Here is a 21,862-nt window from a genome sequence, read left to right on the forward strand (position 1 = left end):
GAAGGAGGGCAGGGCGCCGGAGGGGCTTCGGGGGCCGGGGCCCGGGTGCGGGGAGGAGATCCTCGTACGCGGGGAGTCCCGGCGGGGGACTACTTCAGGCCGAGCGTGTCGCAGGCGGCCTTGTAGTTCGAGGTGCAGATCTCGTCGATCTTGTAGATACCGTCCTTGATGACGGTGTCCTTGATGTTGTCCTTGGTCAGCGACACGACCGGGAGGATCACCGACGGGACGCCCTTGGTGGTCGGGCTGTCGACCTTGGACTTCGCGATCGAGTCCAGCTTCTCACCCTTGGCCAGGGCGACGGCCATCTCGGCCGCGATCGGGCCTTCCTGGACGTACGGCTTGTAGACGCTCATGAACTGCTCACCCGCGACGATGCGCTGCACGCCGGCGAGTTCGGCGTCCTGGCCGGTGACCGGGGGAAGCTTGGAGAGACCGGCGGCCTTCAGGGCCGTGATGATGCCGCCCGCCATGCCGTCGTTGGCGGAGTAGACACCGATGATCTTGTCCTTGCCCAGGGCCGAGATCGCGCCCTCCATGTTGGCGTTGGCGTTCTCCGGCTTCCACTCCTTGGTGTCGTACTCCTTGCCGATGTTCACCTTGCCGTCGAGCTCGGCGTGCGCGCCCTTCTTGAAGAAGGCGGCGTTGGGGTCGGTGATCGCGCCGTTCATCATCACGATCTGGCCGTCCTTGGCCTTCGCGCCCAGCGCGTCGACCAGGGCCTTGCCCTGCACATGACCGACCTGCTCATTGTCGAACGAGGTGTACGCGTCGATCGGACCCTCGGCCAGACGGTCGAAGGCGACGACCGGGATGCCCTGGTCCTTGGCCTTCTTCACCGCGCCCGCGATCGCCTTGGAGTCCACCGCGTCCACGATCAGCGCGTCGACCTTGTTGGTGATCATCGTGTCGACCTGCTGCGTCTGCGTCGTCGCGTCCTGCTTGGCGTTGGCGTAGACGATCTTGCCCTTGCCGTTGGTCAGCTCGCTGACCTTCTTCTCGATGAGCGGCTTGTCGAACTTCTCGTAACGCGCGGTCTGGTTCTCCGGCAGGAGCAGACCGATCTTGATCGCGTCGCCCTTCTTGGAGCCGGTCGACTCCTTCGTCTTGTCGCCCGACTCCTTGGCGCTGCCGCAAGCGGCGAGAGAGACGGCCATCGCGGTGGCGGCCACGGCCACGGCGGCACGACGCATACGCGTGTTCATTCTGGAACCTCCCTGACGAGGCCGCGACGTTGCGGCCGAGGTGGCTGGAAGTCAACTCGGCCGCAGGGCCACCGTCAAGGAGTAAATCCTTAACGAGATGACAACGGTGCCATCCGTTATCTAAGTGAAGGCAGGAGCCCCGGCCGGAACAGCACTCTCCAACAGGGTGGAATCACCCATTTCACTCAGTACCAGAGCCAGCGCGCCGAGCACCTCGGCACGGCCGCCCAGGGCCCCCGGAAGGACCGAGAGCTGGCGCGCCGCACTGGGGATGGCGTACCGCGACACGGAGTCCCTGATGGGCCCCAGGACCAGCTCCCCGGCCTCGGCCAGGTCGCCGCCGAGGACCACCCGGCTGGGGTTGAGCAGGTTGCAGAGGTTGGCGACACCGCTGCCGATGTGACGGCCCACGTCCGCTACCACCCGGCGGCACCCCGGGTCCCCCTCGCGGGCCAGCTGGACCACCCGTTCCATGCTCAGGTCGGCCCCGTGGCTCGACTGGAGCAGCGGCAGCACGTACCGCGCCGCGGTGAAGGTCTCCAGGCAGCCCCGGTTGCCGCAGCGGCACACCGGGCCCGACTCGTCGAGGGTGATGTGGCCGATCTCGCCGGCCGTACCGCCCGGGCCCCGGTAGATCTGCCCGTCGATCACCAGACCGGCGCCGACACCGCTGGCCACCTTGATGTACGCCAGGTCCTTGACCCCGCGCCCGCTGCCCCACACCAGCTCGCCCAGGGCGCCGAGGTTGGCGTCGTTGTCGACGTACACCGGCACGCCGAGGCGGCCCGAGAGCTCCTCGCTGGGGTTGATGCCGGTCCAGCCCGGCAGGATGGACGTGGAGCCCAGCGTCCCGGACTCGACGTCGATGGGGCCGGGCACGCCCAGGCCCACTCCGATGACCTTGTCGGGGCCGATGCCGGTGGCCGCGATCAGGCGGTTGACCAGCTCTTCCGCCCGGCCGAAGCCCTGCGCGGAGGAGGCGTCGACATCGAGCGGCTCGGCCTCCTCGGCGAGCACCTGGTGGGCGAGGTTGCCCACCGCGACCCGAAGGTGGGTGTGGCCGAAATCGACGCCGATGACGATGCCCGCGGAGCCGCTGAGCGAGACGCTGCGGGCCCGCCGGCCGCCCGCCGAGGTGGGTGTGACCTCGACGGTTCCGCCGTCCTTCAGTTCACGAACGATATTGGAGACCGTGGCCGCGGACAGGCCCGTGGTCCTGGCGATCTCGGCCTGGGTGAGCGAGCCCGCCATGCGCACCGCGCGTACGACCCGCTCAAGGTTGGCCCGGTGCAATGACGTCTGCGACCCCGGAGTCTCCATCGACTCATCCACTCCCGCCGTAGGCGGGCGGCACGACGGCCGCCCCCACACGGGACCGCAGCATTGAGGCCCCGCCCTATCTCCAACATGTGAACTCTAAGCTGAGCCTTTCGGGTTGTCTCCCGTCAAGACCTGAGCAGTGGGACATGACACGGGACCGCCCGTCGGCGTGTCGCCGACGGGCGGTCCCGGGGTGGATACGGAGGGTGACGTACCGCTATTTGAGCGCTCCGGCCGTCAGTCCCGCGACGACCTGGCGCTGGAAGACGATGTACGCGGCGAGCACCGGCAGCATCGCCATCACCAGGCCCGCCATCAGACCGGACCAGTCGCCCTTGTACCCCTGGCTGGTCGCGAGCTCGACCAGGCCCTGGGAGAGCACCCGCTTGTCGGGGTCGGTGTTGAGCACCGTCGGCAGCATGTACTGGTTCCACTGCCCCAGGAAGTTGAAGATTCCGACGCTGATCAGACCCGGACGGGCCATCGGCAGCATCACCTGGAAGAAGGTACGGGTGTGCGAGGCGCCGTCGATCATCGCCGCCTCGGCGACCGAACTGGGCAGCGTCCGGAAGAACGAGGTGAGGAAGAAGACGGTGAACGGCAGTGAGTACGCGATGTAGACCAGGATCAGCCCGTGCGTGGTGTTCAGCAGGCTCAGGTTGTTCATCACGTAGAAGAGCGGCACCAGCGCCAGCATGATCGGGAAGCTCATCCCGCCGATGAACAGGTAGTAGATGAACCGGTTCCCGGGGAAGTCGAAGCGCGCGAGGACGTAGGCGGCCATCGAGCCGAGCAGCAGCGTGCCGATGAGCGAGCCGCCCACCACCAGGACGGTGTTGAGGAAGTAGTCGCTCATATGGGCCTGGGTCCAGGCCCGCGACCAGTTGTCGAAGTGCAGCTTGTCCGGGAGCGCCCAGGGGGTGGACAGGATCGAGTTGTCGTCCTTGAAGGACGCCATGACCGCCCAGAGCAGCGGGACGACGACCATGAACGCCCACAGGACGAGAACGCCGTGGGAGAAGACGTTGAGGGCCGCGCCCTCGCTCTTCTTCTCCTTTTGGACGGGCTCCGCCTGCTTGGCCACGGGCGGTCGCTCCTCGGCGAGGTCGGCGGTCGAGGTGTCAGTGGTCATGAGAACTCCAGCCGCTCGCGCCGGCCCAGTCGCATCACGACCGCCGCGAACAGCAGCGTGACGACGAGCAGCGCGACACCGATCGTGGTCGCGTATCCGGCCTGACCGTCGCGGAACGCCGACTGATAGACGTAGAGCGGCAGGACCGTGGTCGAGTAGTCGGGGCCGCCCGGGCCCACCGTCATGATCTGCACGGAGGCGAAGGCCTCGGCGCCCAGGGCGAGGATGCCCATGTACACCCAGCCGGACTGCACGGTGTCCCAGAGCAGCGGCAGGGTGATCCTGAAGAACGTGGTGAAGCGGCTGGCGCCGTCGAGCAGCGCCGCCTCGTAGAAGTCCCTGGGGATCGACGCCATCCCGGCCGAGAACAGCACGACGAAGAATCCGACCGTGGACCACACCAGCACGGCCATCACGCAGTACAGCGCCAGATCCGGGTCGCCCAGCCAGTTCGGCTGGACGCTGCCGAGACCGACCCCCTTGAGCGCGGAGTTGATCACGCCGTTGTTGGGGTTGTACGCGAACTGGAAGAGCAGGGCGACGATCGCGATCGAGAGCACCTGCGGAAAGAAGTAGGCGATTTTATAGAACCCGGAACCGCGCACTCCGGTAATGGCGGCGCCCTTTCGGCGCCGCCCCCCGACATTGAGCATGAAGGCGAAGAACAGCGCGAGGCCCAGTGTCACCAGCGGCAGCAGCAGGACGAAGAGCAGACTGTGCTGCAACGACTTCCAGAAGATGTCGTCGTCGAACATCCGCTTGTAGTTGTCGAAGCCGACCATCTTGAAGTCCGGGCTCAGACCGGTCCAGTCCGTGAAGGAGTAGTAGATGGACTGGATGAACGGCCAGATGACGAAGAGTGAGTACAACGCCAGTGGGAGTACCAGAAATCCCACGATGAACCGGTACTTGCCGTGTTGCATGGTTACCGACCCCGATCTGCTAGCGGGTGCCGCCGCTGGTGACGCCTGACCACTGCCGCTACTTCTTGTGCTTGTAGTGCTTGATGTTCTGGTCCTGGGCGGCCTTGTCGGCGTACCCCTGGATCTTCTTGATGGTCTCGGCCGGGGTGGCGCGGCCCGCCATCATCTCACCGAGACCGGCGACACCAATCTGCTCCTTCTGGAGCTTCACATACCAGTCCTGAAGCCGCGGGTTGACGACATTCGTGCCGGCCTTCTTCAGCGCGTCGACACCCGACTGCAGGGCGGTGGACAGCGCCAGGCCGTCCGTGCCGCCGTTGAAGGCGGAGAGCGACTTCACCTGGGAGGTGAAGTTCTTCGAGGAGGCCTCGCTGAGCATGATGCGCAGCTGCTCCATACCGCCGACCGGGTTCTTCGCCTTGGCCGGGACGATGAAGGGCTCACCGCCGGACGCCCAGATGGTGCCGAACGGCATCTTGTCGTTGCCGTCCAGGCTGGAGGGCGCGCCCACCATCATCTTGAAGTCCTTGGGCGTGGTGGGAGCGGCCTCGTTCTCCACCCAGGAGCCGTTCGGGATGAACAGCGCCTGCCCCTTGGTCCAGGCCGTCTGCGACTGGATGTGGGTCATACCGGGCGTGCCCTGGAGGATGTAGCCCTTCTTGAAGAGCTCGTAGTACGCCTCGAACGCGGCCTTGACGGCCGGGTGCTCCCAGGCCTTCGGCTCCAGGTTGTCGATGGCGTCCAGGACCTCACGGCCGCCGATCTTGGCGATGAAGGGGTAGAGCGAGAACGGCAGGTAGTACGGGTACTTGCCCGGGTAGGTCCAGCCCGCGATGCCCTGCTTCTTCGCCTTCGCGCACAGGGCGAGCATCTCGTCCCAGGTCTCGGGGTACTTCGCGTCGAGCTTGTCGAGCGCGGTCTGCGAGTACCAGACGCCGTACACGGTGTACGCGTAGTAGAAGACCCAGCACTGGTCGCCGTCGAACTGGCCCATCTCGACGATGCCCGGCCGCAGCGTGTCGCGGACCTTCTTGGCCGGGTCGTCGATGGAGGGCGCGTCCAGGAGCGGGGTCAGATCGGTGAGCTGGCTCTTTCCGACCAGGACGCCCATGTCCATCTGCTCGGCGCCCGAGTTGTCGATCAGGTCCGGCGGGGTGCCGCCGTTGAACTTCGGCTGAAGCTCCGACTGGATCTTCTGGGTCTTGTGGAAACTGATCTTCGCCTTCGGGAACGCCTTCTGGTAGACGGCGTTCGCGTCGGTGGCGTACTTGGTGCCGAAACCGCCGTCGAAGATGACGACGTCGAGAGGGGCCGACTCATTCACCGCGAGCGGGTTCTTGTCGGATTTGGTGCCCTTCTCTACCTTCTTGTCGCCGCCGCTGTCGCCGCTCGCGCAGGCGGACAGGAAGCCCATCGCCGGAACGGTGATCAGACCGAGCGCCGCGGAACGCTTGATCAGATCGCGACGGCCCAGGCCCTCATTGCTCTCGTGGGCGGAGGTGGATCCCATGCTCAAGTCCTCGCCTTCTCCAGGACTCAGGCGGTGTACCGGTCGCCCGTACCGAATCGCCTACCGGCGAAGGGCCCCGCCACCGCGGTCAGTTGTGCTGAAGCTTGGGTAGTGCAGGGTACGCAGCGGATACGCCGGATGTGCGGAGGATGACGTGCCGTTGCTTCCCCGACGTCCCCCGTCCCCCGAGCCGGCCGGTTTCCCGGCGGAGCGGACGCCGACAGGTATAGTCCACTTTCCGTCAACTGAGCAAGATCGAAAGCATGGTTGGACGGCATCCTTTCCCGAGTTGAGACCTCTTGGATATCTGATGGCGGAGCGCGGTGGGCCGGACCCCCGCGAGCCTCTCGTGGCGTCCCGGAACGCCCGGGCCATTTGCCCTCAACGCCCTTGACAGCACCGTCGGCTTGCCTTCCTACTGGATCCTGCATTTTCCGCCTGACAACGTTGTCCAGATCGTATGACCGATGTCCGCCCGGTCCTCGCCGGGCTGCGCTCTGTCATGCGCCCGCCAATGGAAAGGCCCCGTATGCTGCCCAGATCCCGGCTCCGACAAGGGCCCGCGGTCGCCCTCGCGGCGGCCTCCTTCCTCCTCGTGGTCACCGCCCAGGGAGCCGCGACGGCCCAGCCCGCCGCCGCCCGGCCCCCGGGGGCGGCCCAGGAGTTCCGTACCTCGTTCGAGACCGGCCAGCCGCAGCCCGACTGGCGCGACACCGTGGACAGGGGCCCGGACGGGAGCAAGCGCGCCTCGGGCGTCGACGGCGGCTTCGCCGCCGGTATACCGGGCAGCGTCACCGACCGGGTGACGACCGTGCGGGCGAGCGCCGAGAACGACGGCTCCGGCGAGGTGAAGGAGAACCTCGTCGACGGCCAGCCGAGCACCAAATGGCTCGCCTTCCAGCCCACCGCCTGGCTGGAGTTCGACCTCGACAGCCCGGTCAAGGTCGTCACCTACGCCCTGACCTCGGCCAATGACGCGGCCCCGCGCGACCCCCGGGACTGGACGCTGAAGGGCTCGGCGGACGGCGTCACCTGGACCACGCTGGACACCCGCTCGGGTGAGACGTTCGCCTCGCGCTTCCAGACCAAGGCGTACGACTTCACCAACTCCACGGCGTACGCGCACTACCGCCTGGAGATCACCCACAACAGCGGCGCCGACCTCACCCAGCTCGCCGATGTGCAGTTCTCCGACGGAGACACCGGCGCCCCGGTCCCCCCGGACATGCGGACGCTGCCGGACCGCGGACCCGGCGGCTCCCCCACCGCCAAGGCCAACGCCGGATTCACCGGAAAGAGGGCCCTGCGTTACGCCGGTACGCACAAGGCGCGGGGCCGGGCCTACTCGTACAACAAGATCTTCGACGTGGACACCCGGATCGGCCGGGACACCGTGCTCGACTACAAGATCTTCCCGTCGATGCCGGAGACCGACCTCGGCTACCCCGCCACCAACGTGTCGGTGGACCTCGCCTTCACCGACGGCACCTATCTGAGTGACCTCAGGGCCCTCGACGCGCACGGCGGGCAGCTCACCCCCCAGGGCCAGGGCGCGGCGAAGACGCTCTACGTCAACCAGTGGAACGAGGTGTCCTCGCGCATCGGCGCGGTGGCCGCGGGCAAGACCGCCGACCGGATCCTGGTGGCGTACGACTCGCCCAAGGGGCCCGCGAAGTTCCAGGGCTGGATCGACGACCTCTCGATCGCCCCGAAGAAGCCGGAGAAGCGCCTCGCGCACCTCTCCGACTACGCGCTGACCACCCGCGGCACCAACTCCAGCGGCTCCTTCTCGCGCGGCAACACCTTCCCGGCGACGGCCGTCCCCAACGGGTTCAACTTCTGGACCCCCGTGACCAACGCGGCCTCGCAGGACTGGCTGTACGACTACGCGCGGCGCAACAACGCCGACAACCTGCCCACCCTGCAGGCGTTCTCCGCCAGCCACGAGCCGAGCCCCTGGATGGGCGACCGGCAGACCTTCCAGCTGATGCCGTCGGCGGCGGCCGGGACCCCGGACGCCTCGCGGACCGCGCGCGCCCTGCCGTTCCGGCACGAGAACGAGAGCGCCAAGCCGTACTACTACGGCGTCACCTTCGAGAACGGCCTCAAGGCCGAGATGGCGCCCACCGACCACGCGGCGGCCATGCGGTTCACCTACCCCGGTGACGACGCGAGCGTGGTCCTCGACAACGTCAACAACAACGGCGGCCTCACCCTCGACCCGTCGACCTCGTCCTTCACCGGCTACTCCGACGTCAAGAGCGGCCTCTCCGAGGGCGCCACCCGGCTCTTCGTGTACGGCGTCCTCGACGTACCGGCCACCGCCGGCGGCAAGCTGCCCGGGGGCGGCGGCGCCGATGTCACCGGCTATCTGCGGCTGAAGCCCGGCAAGGACCGCACGGTCACCCTGCGCCTGGCGACCTCGCTCATCGGCGTGGACCAGGCGAAGGCGAACCTGGCCGCGGAGATCCCGGCGGGCTCCTCCTTCGACCGGGTGAAGGCGCAGGCCCAGCGCGCCTGGGACCGGATCCTGGGCCGGGTCGAGGTCGAGGGCGCGAGCCACGACCAGCTGACCACCCTCTACTCCTCGCTCTACCGGCTCTACCTCTACCCGAACTCCGGCTTCGAGAAGGTGGGATCGAAGGACGTCTACGCCAGCCCCTTCTCCCCCGGCACCGGCCAGGACACCCCCACCCGCACCGGCGCGAAGATCGTCGACGGGAAGGTGTACGTCAACAACGGCTTCTGGGACACCTACCGCACGACCTGGCCGGCGTACTCGCTGCTCACCCCGGGACGGGCCGGCGAGATGGTCGACGGGTTCGTCCAGCAGTACAAGGACGGCGGCTGGATCTCGCGCTGGTCCTCGCCCGGCTACGCGGACCTGATGACCGGGACCAGCTCGGACGTGGCCTTCGCCGACGCCTATGTGAAGGGCGTGAAGTTCGACGGCGAGGCCGCCTACGAGGCCGCGCTCAAGAACGCCACCGTCGCCCCGCCGTCCGCGGGGGTCGGCCGCAAGGGCATGGACACCTCCCCCTTCCTCGGCTACACCCCGACCTCCACGCACGAGGGCCTGTCGTGGTCGCTGGAGGGCTACCTCAACGACTACGGCCTCGCCAAGATGGGCCAGGCGCTCTACGACAGGACCCACAAGTCCCGCTACAAGGAGGAGTCGGCGTACTTCCTGGGCCGGGCCCGCAACTACGTGAAACTCTTCGACCCCGAGGCGGCGAGTGCCGGTGCGGGCGCGCCCGGCTTCTTCCAGGGCCGGGACACCAAGGGCGGCCGGCGGGTGCCCAGCGCCTCCTACGACCCGCGGGTCTGGGGCTACGACTACACCGAGACCAACGGCTGGGGCTACGCGTTCACCGCCCCGCAGGACTCACGGGGCCTGGCCAACCTCTACGGCGGGCGCGCGGGCCTGGCGAAGAAGCTCGACGCGTTCTTCGCGACCCCGGAGACGGCCTCCCCCGACCTCGCCGGTTCGTACGGCTCCGTCATCCACGAGATGACCGAGGCCCGTGACGTCCGGATGGGCATGTACGGCCACTCCAACCAGGTCGCCCACCATGTGACGTACATGTACGACGCGGCCGGGCAGCCCTGGAAGACGCAGGAGAAGGTCCGCGAGGTGATGAACCGCCTCTACACGGGCAGCGCCATCGGGCAGGGCTACCACGGCGACGAGGACAACGGCGAGCAGTCGGCCTGGTACCTGTTCTCCGCGCTCGGCTTCTACCCGCTGGTCATGGGCAGCGGTGAGTACGCCGTCGGATCGCCCCAGTTCACCAAGGCGACCGTGCACCTGGAGAACGGCCGCGACCTGGTGGTCAAGGCGCCGAGGAACAGCGCCCGCAACCTCTACGTCCAGTCGCTGAAGGTGAACGGCAAGGCGTGGACGTCCACCGCGCTCCCCCATTCCCTGCTGGCCCGGGGCGGCACGCTGGACTTCGCGATGGGGCCGCGTCCCTCGGCCTGGGGCACGGGCGAGAAGGCGGCGCCGGTGTCGATCACGCACGACGGGAAGGTGCCGGTGCCGCCGGCCGACGCGATCGCGGGCAGCGGTCCGCTCTTCGACGACACCTCGGCGACGTCCGCCTCCTTCGACTCCGTCGAACTGCCGGTGAAGCCGGCCACGCGCGCGGTGCAGTACACCCTGACGTCCGCCGACCGGAGCAAGGCCCCCAAGGGGTGGGTCCTCCAGGGCTCTTCGGACGGGACGAAGTGGGTCGATCTGGACAGGCGCTCGGGCGAGTCGTTCACCTGGGACCAGCAGACCCGGGTGTTCACGGTGGCCCGGCCCGGCGCCTACGGGCACTACCGGCTGGTGCCGGCGGGCGGACCGGCGACGCTGGCCGAGATCGAGTTGCTGCGCTGACGGCCCCATCCGGGCGGCGCGCGTATCGAGTTGGCTGCTTTTACCTCAAGCCGATTGACATGTAAAGGAGTCATGGCAGGATTCCGGTGAAACCCGTGGCGCGTCTCGTCTGCTGAGGCGCGCCACGTCGCATCTGAGCCTCATGGATCATGGAGAACTACGTGGCCGAGAATCTGGCCAAGGATTCCGGGACTCCCGGGAGTTCCGGCAGCAAGCGCGGCCGGATAGCCGCGCGGCTCGGCGCCCTCGTGGCCGCCGCCGCCCTCGTCGGCGCCGGTGCGACGGCAGCCGTGGCGGTCGACCCGCCGAAGCCGTTCAAGGCCGCCCCGAAGCCGTCCGCGCCGTCACTCACGCGCTCCGGCGCGATGACCTCCGCGCCCAGCCCCGAGGCCCCCCAGTTCGACCTGTTCGCCGCGGACCGCGCCAACACGCTCTACGGCTACATCCGCGACGGCGGCGGCGCCCTCAGCCCGCGGGCCAGGATCGACACGGGCTGGGACCCCATCAAGTGGTCGGCCCAGGTCGACCACGACGCCGACGGGTACGCCGACGGCTGGTGGGAGTGGGACAAGAACGGCACGATGTACTTCGCCGCGGACGACTCCGAGACCCCGTGGACCGTCGGCGGCGGCTGGAACACCTACAACCTGGTGCTCTCCCCCGGCAACCTGGGCGGCGCCGGCGCGGGCGACCTGCTCGCCCGTGACACCACCGGCACGCTCTACCTGTACCTGGGCTACGGCAACGGCAAGGTGGCGAGCCGCTACAAGGTCGGCGGCGGCTGGAACACCTACAACCAGATCGCCGGCAACGGCGACCTGACCGGCGACGGCAAGAACGACCTCGTCGCGCGCGACGCCTCGGGCACGCTGTGGCTCTACAAGGGCACCGGCGACTACAAGGCCCCGTTCGAGGGCCGCACCCGGATCGGGGGCGGCTGGAACGCCTACAACGCGCTGTTCTCGATGGGCGACCTGGACCTGGACGGCACGACCGACCTCATCGCGCGCGGCACCGACGGCTCCCTGTGGCGCTACTCGGGCACGGGCAACGCGGCGGCGCCGTTCGCGGGGCGCAAGAACATCGGGACGAGCGGCTGGAACACGTACCGGCTGTTCTTCTGATCCGCCCGGGCGGATGACCCGACGGGTCCGGGGCCGCACTCCCGCAAGGGGGTGCGGCCCTTTCGTGTCCGCAGTCAAACAGGTTGACACGTAAGGGAGTTGTGTAAGGATCTCGCTGATCACGTGACGTGTTCGGCGCACGGTTCCACAGGGGTGCCCGGTGCCGCGTCATGGCTCATCGACCCCATGGAGAGACACGTGGCCAAGTCTTCAGGCCGTACGCCCGGGCGGACGGCTTCCCGTCTCGCCGCCGCGGCCGTCGCCGCCGCCCTTGTCGGCACCGGCGCGACCGCCTTCGCGGCCGATCAGCCGACCCCCTCCGCCAAGGCCGCGGTGAAGGCCGGCGCCGCGCGGGCCGCCGCGCACGCGCACGCCGCCAGGGGCGCCGGGCACGGTGTCACCAAGTCCGGCGACCCCAACGGCGCCTACCCGGTCTTCGCGCTCATCGGTGTGGACCACTCCGGCAACAGCTTCTCCTATCTGCCCGACTCCGAGGGCAGCTTCGCGTCCCGGATGCTGTTCGAGGAGGGCCAGGGCGGCCTGAAGAACGGCGCCCAGGTCGACAACGACGCCGACGGCGTCGCGGACGGCCTCTGGAAGTGGGACGCCAACGGCACGATGACGTACGAGCCGCTGCTCGAACCGGAGACCACCGTCGTCGGCGGCGGCTGGAACATCTACGACACGCTGCTCTCCCCGGGCAACCTCGGCGGCGCGGACGGCGGCGACCTGCTGGGCCGCGACGCCTCGGGCACGCTCTATCTGTACCTGGGCTACGGCAACGGCAAGCTGACCTCGCGCTACAAGGTGGGCGGCGGCTGGGGCCAGTACACGGCCCTGGCCGGCAACGGCGATCTGACCGGTGACGGCAAGGCCGACATCGTGGCGCGCGGCGGCGACGGCACCCTGTGGCTCTACAAGGGCACCGGCGACTACAAGGCGCCCTTCGAGCCGCGCACGAAGATAGGCGGCGGCTGGAACATCTTCAACGCCATCGTCTCCTCGGGCGACGTGGACCTCGACGGCACCACGGACCTGCTCGGCCGCGACGCGGCGGGCGCGCTGTGGCTCTACAAGGGCACCGGCGACGCCGCGGACCCGTACAAGTCGCGCGTGAAGATCGGGAACGGCGGCTGGAACACGTACCGGCTGCTGTTCTGACGCCTTCCCGGCGGCTTCGAGCCACGCGCGATAACCGGAGGGCCGCATTCCTGTAGGGGAATTGCGGCCCTTTTGGGCGTTTTCGGGATACGCGTGGTGAACGAGAGGCGAGAAATAGCTGTTGTCTTGATCCCCTTTGTCGCCAAGCGGGTTGACAGGTAAAGGAGTCGTGAAACGATTCCGCTGAACTCGTGACGCGACTCGACACCCGAGTCGCACCACGTCTCATTCACGACCAATGGAGACATACGTGGCCAATATCTCTGGCCGTAAGCGTGGACGGATAGCTTCCCGTCTCGCTGCCGCGGCGGTCACCGCCGCCCTCGTCGGCACCGGCGCCACCGCCTTCGCCGCCGACAACCCCTCGGCGAAGCCGTTCAAGGCTCCGACGGCGAAGCCGGCCAAGGGCGCGCTGACCGGCGCCCAGGCCGCGAACCCGGGCGACGCGCCGATCTTCGGCCTGTACGGCATCGACAAGTCCAACACCGTCTACTACTACGCCCCGGACGGCAACGGCGGCCTCGAGTCGCGCACGGGCTTCGACGGCAACACCGGCTGGAACTTCAAGTGGGTCGGCCAGGTCGACCAGGACGCCGACAACGTCGTGGACGGCGCCTGGCAGGCCGACTACAACGGCAACCTGTACTACGCCCCGGCCGACGGCTCCAACCCGATCACCATCGGGGGCGGCTGGAACACGTACAACGCCATGCTCTCCCCGGGCAACCTGGGCGGCGCCGGCGCCGGTGACCTCCTGGGCCGCGACTCCTCGGGGACGCTGTACCTGTACCTGGGCTACGGCACCGGCAAGATGACGTCCCGTTACACCGTCGGCGGCGGCTGGGGCCAGTACACGGCCCTCGCCGGCAACGGCGACCTCACCGGTGACGGCAAGGCCGACATCGTGGCGCGCGGCGGCGACGGCACCCTGTGGCTCTACAAGGGCACCGGCAACTACAAGGCGCCCTTCGAGGGCCGCACGAAGATCGGCGGTGGGTGGAACACCTACAACGCCATCTTCGCGCCGGGCGACATCGACCTCGACGGCAAGGCCGACCTCGTCGGCCGCGACGCCGCGGGCGCGCTGTACCTGTACAAGGGCACCGGCAACGCCGCGGACCCGTACAAGTCCCGCGTGCAGATCGGCACGGCCGGCTGGAACACGTACCGGCTGTTCTTCTGATCCGACCCGGTCTGATCCGACCTGACGGAGGGCCGTACCGCTTCGGCGGTACGGCCCTTCGGCGTCGCGGGGACCGTGCCAAGCGGTCGTGACGATTCCCGCACATATCTGTTTGGAAGATGTGAGAAAGCCGTGAAACGATCTCACTGATCCTATGGCGAGTCCCCCTGGTGGGACGCGCCATGTCTCAACAACTCCATGGAGAAATACGTGGCCAACACTTCTGGCCGTAAGGGCGGGCGCATAGCCGCCCGCCTCGCCGCCGCGGCGATCACCGCGGCGCTCGTCGCGACCGGCGCGTCCGCCGTCGCGGCGGAGCACCCCGCCAAGTCGGCCGGCTCCGCCACCGCGACGGCCAAGGCTCCCTCGTCGCTGCGCTCCGGCGCGGTGGCGGCGACGGCGCCGTCCCACTTCGGCCTGTACGGCATCGCGAGTGACGGCACCCAGTACGGCTACGGTCTGGACGGCAAGGGCGGCCTTGGCGACCGTGACCAGCTTGGATACGGCTTCAAGAACGACCGGGACGTCGTCCAGGTGGACAACGCCGGCGACGGTGACAACTCCAACGGCATCTGGTTCCGGGGCGCCGACGGCTACCTGGGCTACATGGCTTGGCAGGGTACGCCGCAGAACCTGGGCGGCGGCTGGAACACCTACAACCGCATCTGGTCGGTGGGCAACCTCGGCGGCGCCGCCGCGGGTGACCTGCTCGCCCGTGACGGCAGCGGCAACCTGTACATCTACCTCAACTACGGCAACGGCACGCTGACGTCCCGTTACAAGGTCGGCGGCGGCTGGGGCCAGTACACGCAGATCGCCGGCAACGGCGATCTGACCGGTGACGGCAAGGCCGACATCGTGGCGCGCGGCGGCGACGGCACCCTGTGGCTCTACAAGGGCACCGGCAACTACAAGGCCCCCTTCGAGGGCCGCACCCGGATCGGGGGCGGCTGGAACACGTACAACAGCCTCGTCTCCATCGGTGACATGGACTTCGACGGCAAGACCGACCTGGTCGCGCGCGGCAACGACGGCACCCTGTGGCGCTACTCGGGCACGGGCAACGCCTCGTCCCCCTACAAGTCCCGCGTGCAGATCGGCAGCGGCGGCTGGAACACCTACCGCCTGCTGTTCTGATCCCACCGGCACTTCTCTGAAGCGCCGCGCATGACGAAGGGCCGCACCCCCGAGAGGAGGTGCGGCCCTTCCGCCGTTCCGGCAGTGCCCGATCCCTAGCCGCGGATCAGGTTCCGCAGCACGTACTGCATGATGCCGCCGTTGCGGTAGTAGTCCGCCTCACCGGGGGTGTCGATGCGGACGACCGCGTCGAACTCCACGCCCGTGTCGGTGGTGACCTTCACCGTGCGCGGGGTCGTGCCGTTGTTCAGCTCGGTGACGCCCGTGATGGAGAAGGTCTCCTCGCCGGTCAGGCCCAGGGAGGCGGCCGTGGCGCCCTCCGGGAACTGGAGCGGCAGGACGCCCATGCCGATGAGGTTCGAGCGGTGGATGCGCTCGTACGACTCGGCGACGACGGCCTTGACGCCGAGCAGCGCCGTGCCCTTGGCGGCCCAGTCGCGGGACGAGCCCGAGCCGTACTCCTTGCCCGCCAGGATGACCAGCGGGATGCCGGCGGCCTGGTAGTTCTGCGACGCGTCGTAGATGAAGGAGACGGGGGCGTCCGCCTGGGTGAAGTCGCGGGTGAAGCCGCCCTCGGTGCCCGGCGCGATCTGGTTGCGCAGGCGGATGTTGGCGAACGTACCGCGGATCATGACCTCGTGGTTGCCACGGCGCGAGCCGTAGGAGTTGAAGTCGCGGCGGTTCACGCCGTGCTCCGTGAGGTACTTGCCGGCCGGGGTGTCGGCCTTGATCGCACCGGCCGGGGAGATGTGGTCGGTGGTGACCGAGTCGCCCAGCTTGGCCAGGACGCGCGCGTCCGTGATGTCGGCGACCGGGGTCGTCTCCATCTGCATGCCCTCGAAGTAGGGGGGCTTGCGGACGTAGGTGGACTGCGGGTCCCACTCGAAGGTGTTGCCGGTCGGGATCGGCAGCGCCTGCCACTGGGCGTCGCCCGCGAAGACGTCCTGGTAGGACTTGTTGAACATGTCCTCGCCGATGGCGTTGGCCACGACGTCGTTGACCTCGGCCTCGGTGGGCCAGATGTCCTTCAGGAAGACCGGGTTGCCGTCGGCGTCGGTGGCGATGGCGTCACGGGTGATGTCGACCTTCATCGAGCCCGCGATGGCGTAGGCGACGACCAGCGGCGGGGACGCCAGGTAGTTCATCTTGACGTCGGGGTTGATCCGGCCCTCGAAGTTGCGGTTGCCGGAGAGCACCGAGGTGACGGCGAGGTCGTGCTCGTTGACCGCCTTCGAGATCTCCTCGTCGAGGGGGCCCGAGTTGCCGATGCAGGTGGTGCAGCCGTAGCCGACGAGGTTGAAGCCCATCTTGTCGAGGTAGGGCGTCAGACCGGCCTTGTCGAAGTAGTCCGTGACGACCTTCGAGCCCGGGGCGAGGGTGGTCTTGACCCACGGCTTGCGGGTCAGGCCCTTCTCCACGGCCTTCTTCGCGACGAGGGCCGCGGCGACCATCACGTACGGGTTCGACGTGTTGGTGCAGGAGGTGATCGCGGCGACGGTGACGGCGCCGTGGTCGATCTCGTAGGTCGAGCCGTCGGGGGCGGTGACCGTGACCGGGTTCGACGGGACGGCGGCACCGGTCCCCTCGGCGTGCTGCGGGGCGCCCGCGCCGTTCTCCTGGCTGCCGTAGGCCGGGGCGTCGGAGGCCGGGAAGGACTCGTCGCTCGCCTCGTCCACCGGGGAGGCGGCGGTGCCGGCCTGGGTGGTGGGGACCTCTACGTAGTTGAGGACGTCCTTGGCGAACTGCTCGGCGGCGTTGGCGAGGACGATGCGGTCCTGCGGGCGCTTGGGGCCGGCGATGGAGGGGACGACCGTGGAGAGGTCGAGCTCCAGCTTCTCGGAGAAGTCGGGCTCGGCGGCCGGGTCGAGCCAGAGGCCCTGCTCCTTGGCGTACGCCTCGACGAGCGCGACCTGCTGCTCGGAGCGGCCGGTCAGACGGAGGTACTTCAGCGTCTCGTCGTCGATCGGGAAGATCGCGGCGGTGGAGCCGAACTCCGGCGACATGTTGCCGATGGTGGCGCGGTTGGCGAGCGAGGTGGCGGCGACGCCCTCACCGTAGAACTCGACGAACTTGCCGACGACGCCGTGCTTGCGCAGCATCTCGGTGATCGTGAGGACCAGGTCGGTGGCGGTGGTGCCGGGGTTCAGCTCGCCGGTCAGCTTGAAGCCGACGACGCGCGGGATGAGCATCGAGACCGGCTGGCCGAGCATCGCGGCCTCGGCCTCGATGCCGCCGACGCCCCAGCCCAGCACACCGAGGCCGTTGACCATGGTGGTGTGCGAGTCGGTGCCGACGAGGGTGTCGGGGTAGGCCTGGCCGTTACGGACCATGACCGTACGGGCCAGGTGCTCGATGTTGACCTGGTGGACGATGCCGGTGCCCGGGGGGACGACCTTGAACTCGTCGAAGGCGGTCTGGCCCCAGCGCAGGAACTGGTAGCGCTCCTTGTTGCGGCCGTACTCCAGCTCGACGTTCTGCGCGAAGGAGTCCTTCGTGCCGAACTTGTCGGCGATCACCGAGTGGTCGATGACCAGCTCGGCGGGGGCCAGCGGGTTGATCTTCGCCGGGTCGCCGCCGAGCTCCTTGACGGCCTCACGCATGGTGGCGAGGTCGACGACACAGGGCACGCCGGTGAAGTCCTGCATGATCACGCGGGCCGGCGTGAACTGGATCTCCTGGCTGGGCTGCGCCTGGGAGTCCCAGCCGCCGAGCGCCCGGATGTGGTCGGCGGTGATGTTCGCGCCGTCCTCGGTACGGAGCAGGTTCTCCAGCAGCACCTTCAGGCTGTAAGGGAGGCGCGCGGAGCCCTCGACCTTGTCCAGCCGGAAGATCTCGTACGACTCGTCGCCCACCTGCAGCGTGCTGCGGGCGTCGAAGCTGTTCGCCGACACGACAGTCTCCTTCATATATGTGCGCGTTCCACCGCATCCTGCCGCCACGCTGGATAGCCAATCCGCTAAGGTAAGGCTAAGTTAGGTCACCCTTACCGCCACGGGGGCGGTGCGTACGGCCGCGGTGCGCCTCGGCAGATATCTCGATGTCGAGATAACTCTAGTACATGGGCGAGCGCTGGTCATGTGTGGGCACGCGGTCCGGCACGCCCCGGGCGGCCGGGGCGCGCCTCCGCGTGCGGCGGAACACGGCCGGTCTCGTGGGCGATGGTGACAGCCGTCCGGGGCTACGGTCCGGCATCGCGACGAACATCACGTACGGACAGATGGCGCAGAGCGGGATGAGCGCGGCGAACCGGACCGGCTGCCGGGCGGGAACAGCCGGATGCACGGCTTCACGCGCGCGACGCGGGCGCGACGGGGGCGCGCGTCACTCGCGGACTGGGTCGCGTGAACATGGGTACCCGCACCCGGGTGGAGTCGGACGCGCGCCCTCCGGTTGCCGGACGGCGGCTCTCGCCCCAGCATCGGAACTGACGGCGTTTCACCCGGGTCGCCCACACGGTCTTCACTTCAACCCCACCCGTACGGCGCACCCCGACAGCACTCTCATCTCATATGTGAGATAACCTGTCGCCATGTCAGACGACTACCTCGTACGCATCGGCAAGCTCATCCGTGACGCCCGGCAGCATCGGGGCTGGACACAGACGCAGTTGGCCGAGGCTCTGGGCACGAGCCAGAGCGCCGTGAACCGTATCGAGCGCGGCAACCAGAACATCAGCCTTGAGATGATCGCCCGCATCGGTGAAGCACTCGACAGCGAGATCGTCTCACTCGGCTACGCCGGACCCATGCACCTTCGGGTCGTCGGCCGGCGCCGGCTCTCCGGCTCCATCGACGTCAAGACGAGCAAGAACGCCTGTGTGGCGCTGCTCTGCGGCTCGCTCCTCAACAAGGGCCGTACGGTCCTGCGCCGGGTGGCTCGTATCGAGGAGGTCTTCCGGCTCCTGGAGGTCCTCAACTCCATCGGGGTGCGCACCCGCTGGATCAACGACGGCGTCGACCTGGAGATCGTGCCCCCGGCCGACCTCGACATGGACGGCATGGACGCCGAGGCCGCCCGCCGGACCCGGTCCATCATCATGTTCCTCGGTCCGCTGCTGCACCGTATGGACCACTTCCGGCTGCCGTACGCGGGCGGCTGCGACCTCGGTACGCGCACCATCGAGCCGCACATGATCGCCCTGCGCCGCTTCGGCCTGGACATCACGGCCACCGAGGGCATCTACCACGCCGAGGTGACGCGGACCGCCCCGGACCGCCCGATCGTCCTGACCGAGCGCGGCGACACGGTGACCGAGAACGCGCTGCTGGCCGCCGCCCGCCACGACGGCGTCACCGTCATCCGCAACGCCTCCTCCAACTACATGGTCCAGGACCTCTGCTTCTTCCTGGAGGCGCTGGGCGTACGGGTCGACGGCGTCGGCACCACCACGCTGACCGTGCACGGCGTGCCGAACATCGACGTGGACGTGGACTACTCGCCGTCCGAGGACCCGGTCGAGGCGATGAGCCTGCTCGCCGCCGCCGTGGTCACCGAGTCGGAGCTGACGATCCGTCGGGTGCCGATCGAGTTCCTGGAGATCGAGCTCGCGGTCCTGGAGGAGATGGGCCTGGACCACGACCGCTCGGCGGAGTACGCCGCCGACAACGGCCGCACCCGGCTGATCGACCTCACGGTCCGCCCCTCCAAGCTGGAGGCGCCGATCGACAAGATCCACCCGATGCCGTTCCCCGGGCTCAACATCGACAACGTGCCGTTCTTCGCGGCGATCGCGGCGGTGGCCCAGGGCAAGACGCTCATCCACGACTGGGTCTACGACAACCGCGCGATCTACCTCACGGACCTCAACCGTCTCGGTGGCCGCCTCCAGCTGCTCGACCCGCACCGGGTGCTGGTCGAGGGCCCCACGCGCTGGCGCGCGGCGGAGATGATGTGCCCGCCGGCCCTGCGTCCGGCGGTGGTGGTCCTGCTCGCGATGATGGCGGCCGAGGGCACGTCCGTCCTGCGCAATGTGTACGTGATCAACCGCGGTTACGAGGACCTGGCGGAGCGCCTCAACTCGGTGGGCGCGCAGATCGAGATCTTCCGGGACATCTAGGAACAGTTCCGGCATGTGGTCCCCGGTCCCTGAGCCCGTCCCCGCCGGGCGGCCTCAGGGGCCGGGGGTCATTCCGCCCTGGAGGCGTTCCAGGTCCGCCGGGCGGACCTGGATGGCCAGCAGGGCGATCACCGCCGCCACGATCGCGAAGACCGCGGCCACGATGAAGGCGGTGGAGACCCCGGAGGCGAGCACCTGGTCGCTCCAGGGGCGCGGGAGGTTGCCGGTGCGCCGGAAGGCCAGCCGCTGGGCGGGGTCGGCCTGCCGCAGGAACTTCGGCACCTGGGAGTTCGCCTCGTTGTGGCTCGCCGTGCCGAAGACCGTGACCAGGATCGACAGCCCGAGCGAGCCGCCCACCTGCTGGGTGGCGTTGAGCATGCCGGAGGCGGCGCCGGTCTCGTGCACGGGCACGCCGGAGACGGCCATCAGCGTCAGCGACACGAAGTTCAGGCCCATGCCGAGGCTGAAGACGAGCATCGGGCCCAGGATGCTGCCCGCGTATGTGGAGTGGATGTCGGTCAGCGTCAGCCAGGACAGGCCCGCCGCGGCCAGCACCGAGCCCGTCACCATGAACGGCTTGGGCCCGTACTTCGGCAGCAGTTGGGAGGCGATGCCCGCGCCCACCGCGATGACGGCGCTGACGGGCAGGAAGGCCAGCCCGGCCCTGAGCGGGCTGAAGCCCAGCACGTTCTGGACGAACAGGGTGAGGAAGAAGAACATGCCGAAGATCGCGGCGGCGAGGCTCAGCATGATGCCGTAGGTGCCGGCCCGGTTGCGGTCGGCGAACATGTGCAGCGGCGTGATGGGCCGCTCCGAGCGCCGCTCCACCAGGACGAACGTGAGGAGCAGCAGCACGGCCGCGCCGAACGAACCGAGCGTGTACGGGTCGCGCCAGCCCTCCTGGGCGGCCCGGATGAAGCCGTAGACCAGCGCGGTCATCCCGGTGGTGGAGGTGAGCGCGCCCAGGAGGTCGAAGTGGCCGGGGTGGCGCTCGGACTCCTTGATGTGCCGGGGCGTGGCGAGCACGATCAGCGCCGCGATCGGCACGTTGACGAAGAACACCCAGCGCCAGTCGAGCCATTCGACGAGGATGCCGCCCATGAGCAGGCCGATCGCGCCGCCGCCCGCGGAGACCGCCGCGAAGACGCCGAACGCCCGGTTGCGCGCGGGCCCTTCGGTGAACGTGGTGGTGATCAGGGCCAGCGCGGTCGGCGAGGCGATGGCGCCACCGACTCCCTGGAAGGCGCGCGCGGCCAGCAACTGGCCGGAGTTCTGGGAGAGTCCGCCCAGCAGCGAGGCGACGGCGAAGAGTACGACGCCGAAGAGGAAGACGCGGCGCCGGCCGAGGATGTCGCCGGTCCGGCCGCCGAGCAGCAGCAGCCCGCCGAAGGTGAGCGTGTAGGCGCTGACCACCCAGGCCAGGCTGGTCGTGGAGAAGTCCAGGGCTCGCTGGATGTGCGGGAGGGCGATGTTCACGATGGTGATGTCCAGCACCACCATCAACTGGCAGGAGGCGATGACCAGGAGCGCGATCCCGTTTCCGCCGCCCGTGCGGCCGTGGGCGGCGGTGTCGGTCGTGGGTGTCGGCTGCGAACTCGTCATGGCAGGCCTTGCCCTCGTACGAGGGACCCCCGGAAAGGGGCGGTGGACGGTCCCGTCCACTTTTCGACCGTAAACCCGGGGCGGGGCCGTCACCAGTCGATCAAGGCCGCCGCGAGGCCTGCCGCGCG

The 21,862-nt window shown here is 68.6% G+C and carries 13 protein-coding genes; 6 read left to right on the plus strand and 7 right to left on the minus strand.

Annotated features, from left to right (window positions below):
* Nucleotides 1-89: 89 nt before the first annotated feature.
* The 5 genes from ACJA3G_RS04650 to ngcE all read right to left on the minus strand — a co-directional run bounded on the left by ACJA3G_RS04650 (nt 90) and on the right by ngcE (nt 6,090).
* Nucleotides 90-1,205 (minus strand): sugar ABC transporter substrate-binding protein, encoded by a 1,116-nt coding sequence (locus tag ACJA3G_RS04650; protein WP_406551583.1) that lies wholly within the window; start codon nt 1,203-1,205, stop codon nt 90-92.
* Between the two features lie 120 nt (nt 1,206-1,325).
* Nucleotides 1,326-2,525: an ROK family transcriptional regulator gene (locus ACJA3G_RS04655; protein ID WP_406551584.1), complete on the minus strand. Its 1,200-nt coding sequence runs from the start codon at nt 2,523-2,525 to the stop codon at nt 1,326-1,328.
* Between the two features lie 217 nt (nt 2,526-2,742).
* Nucleotides 2,743-3,657: a carbohydrate ABC transporter permease gene (locus ACJA3G_RS04660; RefSeq protein ID WP_406551585.1), complete on the minus strand. Its 915-nt coding sequence runs from the start codon at nt 3,655-3,657 to the stop codon at nt 2,743-2,745.
* On the minus strand, nt 3,654-4,580 hold the full coding sequence (locus tag ACJA3G_RS04665) for a carbohydrate ABC transporter permease (RefSeq protein WP_385539279.1): 927 nt from the start codon (nt 4,578-4,580) through the stop codon (nt 3,654-3,656). The genes ACJA3G_RS04660 and ACJA3G_RS04665 overlap by 4 nt, the downstream gene beginning before the upstream one ends.
* 58 nt (nt 4,581-4,638) lie before the next feature.
* A complete protein-coding gene (ngcE, locus tag ACJA3G_RS04670; protein ID WP_406551586.1) occupies nt 4,639-6,090 on the minus strand; it encodes an N-acetylglucosamine/diacetylchitobiose ABC transporter substrate-binding protein in 1,452 nt (483 codons plus the stop codon).
* A 529-nt stretch (nt 6,091-6,619) separates the two neighbouring features.
* Between ngcE and ACJA3G_RS04675 the strand changes: the two genes are divergently transcribed.
* The 5 genes from ACJA3G_RS04675 (at nt 6,620) to ACJA3G_RS04695 (ending at nt 15,076) form a co-directional block, all read left to right on the plus strand.
* Nucleotides 6,620-10,471, plus strand: a complete 3,852-nt coding sequence (locus ACJA3G_RS04675) for a GH92 family glycosyl hydrolase (RefSeq protein WP_406551587.1) — start codon at nt 6,620-6,622, stop codon at nt 10,469-10,471.
* 149 nt (nt 10,472-10,620) lie between these two features.
* A complete protein-coding gene (locus tag ACJA3G_RS04680; protein ID WP_406551588.1) occupies nt 10,621-11,595 on the plus strand; it encodes an FG-GAP repeat domain-containing protein in 975 nt (324 codons plus the stop codon).
* Nucleotides 11,596-11,793: 198 nt separating this feature from the next.
* Nucleotides 11,794-12,756 carry an FG-GAP repeat domain-containing protein gene (locus tag ACJA3G_RS04685; RefSeq protein WP_406551589.1) on the plus strand — a complete coding sequence of 321 codons (963 nt, stop codon included), beginning with the start codon at nt 11,794-11,796 and terminating at the stop codon, nt 12,754-12,756.
* Nucleotides 12,757-13,006: 250 nt separating this feature from the next.
* The gene (locus tag ACJA3G_RS04690) at nt 13,007-13,939 is read left to right on the plus strand and encodes an FG-GAP repeat domain-containing protein (protein ID WP_406551590.1); all 933 of its coding nucleotides are present in this window, start codon (nt 13,007-13,009) and stop codon (nt 13,937-13,939) included.
* Between the two features lie 210 nt (nt 13,940-14,149).
* A complete protein-coding gene (locus ACJA3G_RS04695) occupies nt 14,150-15,076 on the plus strand; it encodes an FG-GAP repeat domain-containing protein (RefSeq protein ID WP_406551591.1) in 927 nt (308 codons plus the stop codon).
* Between the two features lie 95 nt (nt 15,077-15,171).
* Here the strand turns inward: ACJA3G_RS04695 and ACJA3G_RS04700 are convergent, their stop codons facing one another.
* Nucleotides 15,172-17,967, minus strand: coding sequence for an aconitate hydratase (locus tag ACJA3G_RS04700; RefSeq protein WP_406551592.1), 2,796 nt, complete (start codon nt 17,965-17,967; stop codon nt 15,172-15,174).
* 638 nt (nt 17,968-18,605) lie between these two features.
* On the opposite strand from ACJA3G_RS04700, the gene ACJA3G_RS04705 reads away from it, so the two are divergent.
* Entirely contained in the window at nt 18,606-20,132 is a 1,527-nt protein-coding gene (locus tag ACJA3G_RS04705) for a helix-turn-helix domain-containing protein (protein ID WP_406551593.1), read from the plus strand.
* A gap of 54 nt (nt 20,133-20,186) precedes the next feature.
* Here the strand turns inward: ACJA3G_RS04705 and ACJA3G_RS04710 are convergent, their stop codons facing one another.
* Entirely contained in the window at nt 20,187-21,734 is a 1,548-nt protein-coding gene (locus ACJA3G_RS04710; protein ID WP_406551594.1) for an MFS transporter, read from the minus strand.
* Between the last annotated feature and the right edge of the window lie 128 nt (nt 21,735-21,862).

The sequence above is a fragment of the Streptomyces sp. YS-3 genome (genome assembly GCF_045257485.1).
Lineage (GTDB): Bacteria > Actinomycetota > Actinomycetes > Streptomycetales > Streptomycetaceae > Streptomyces.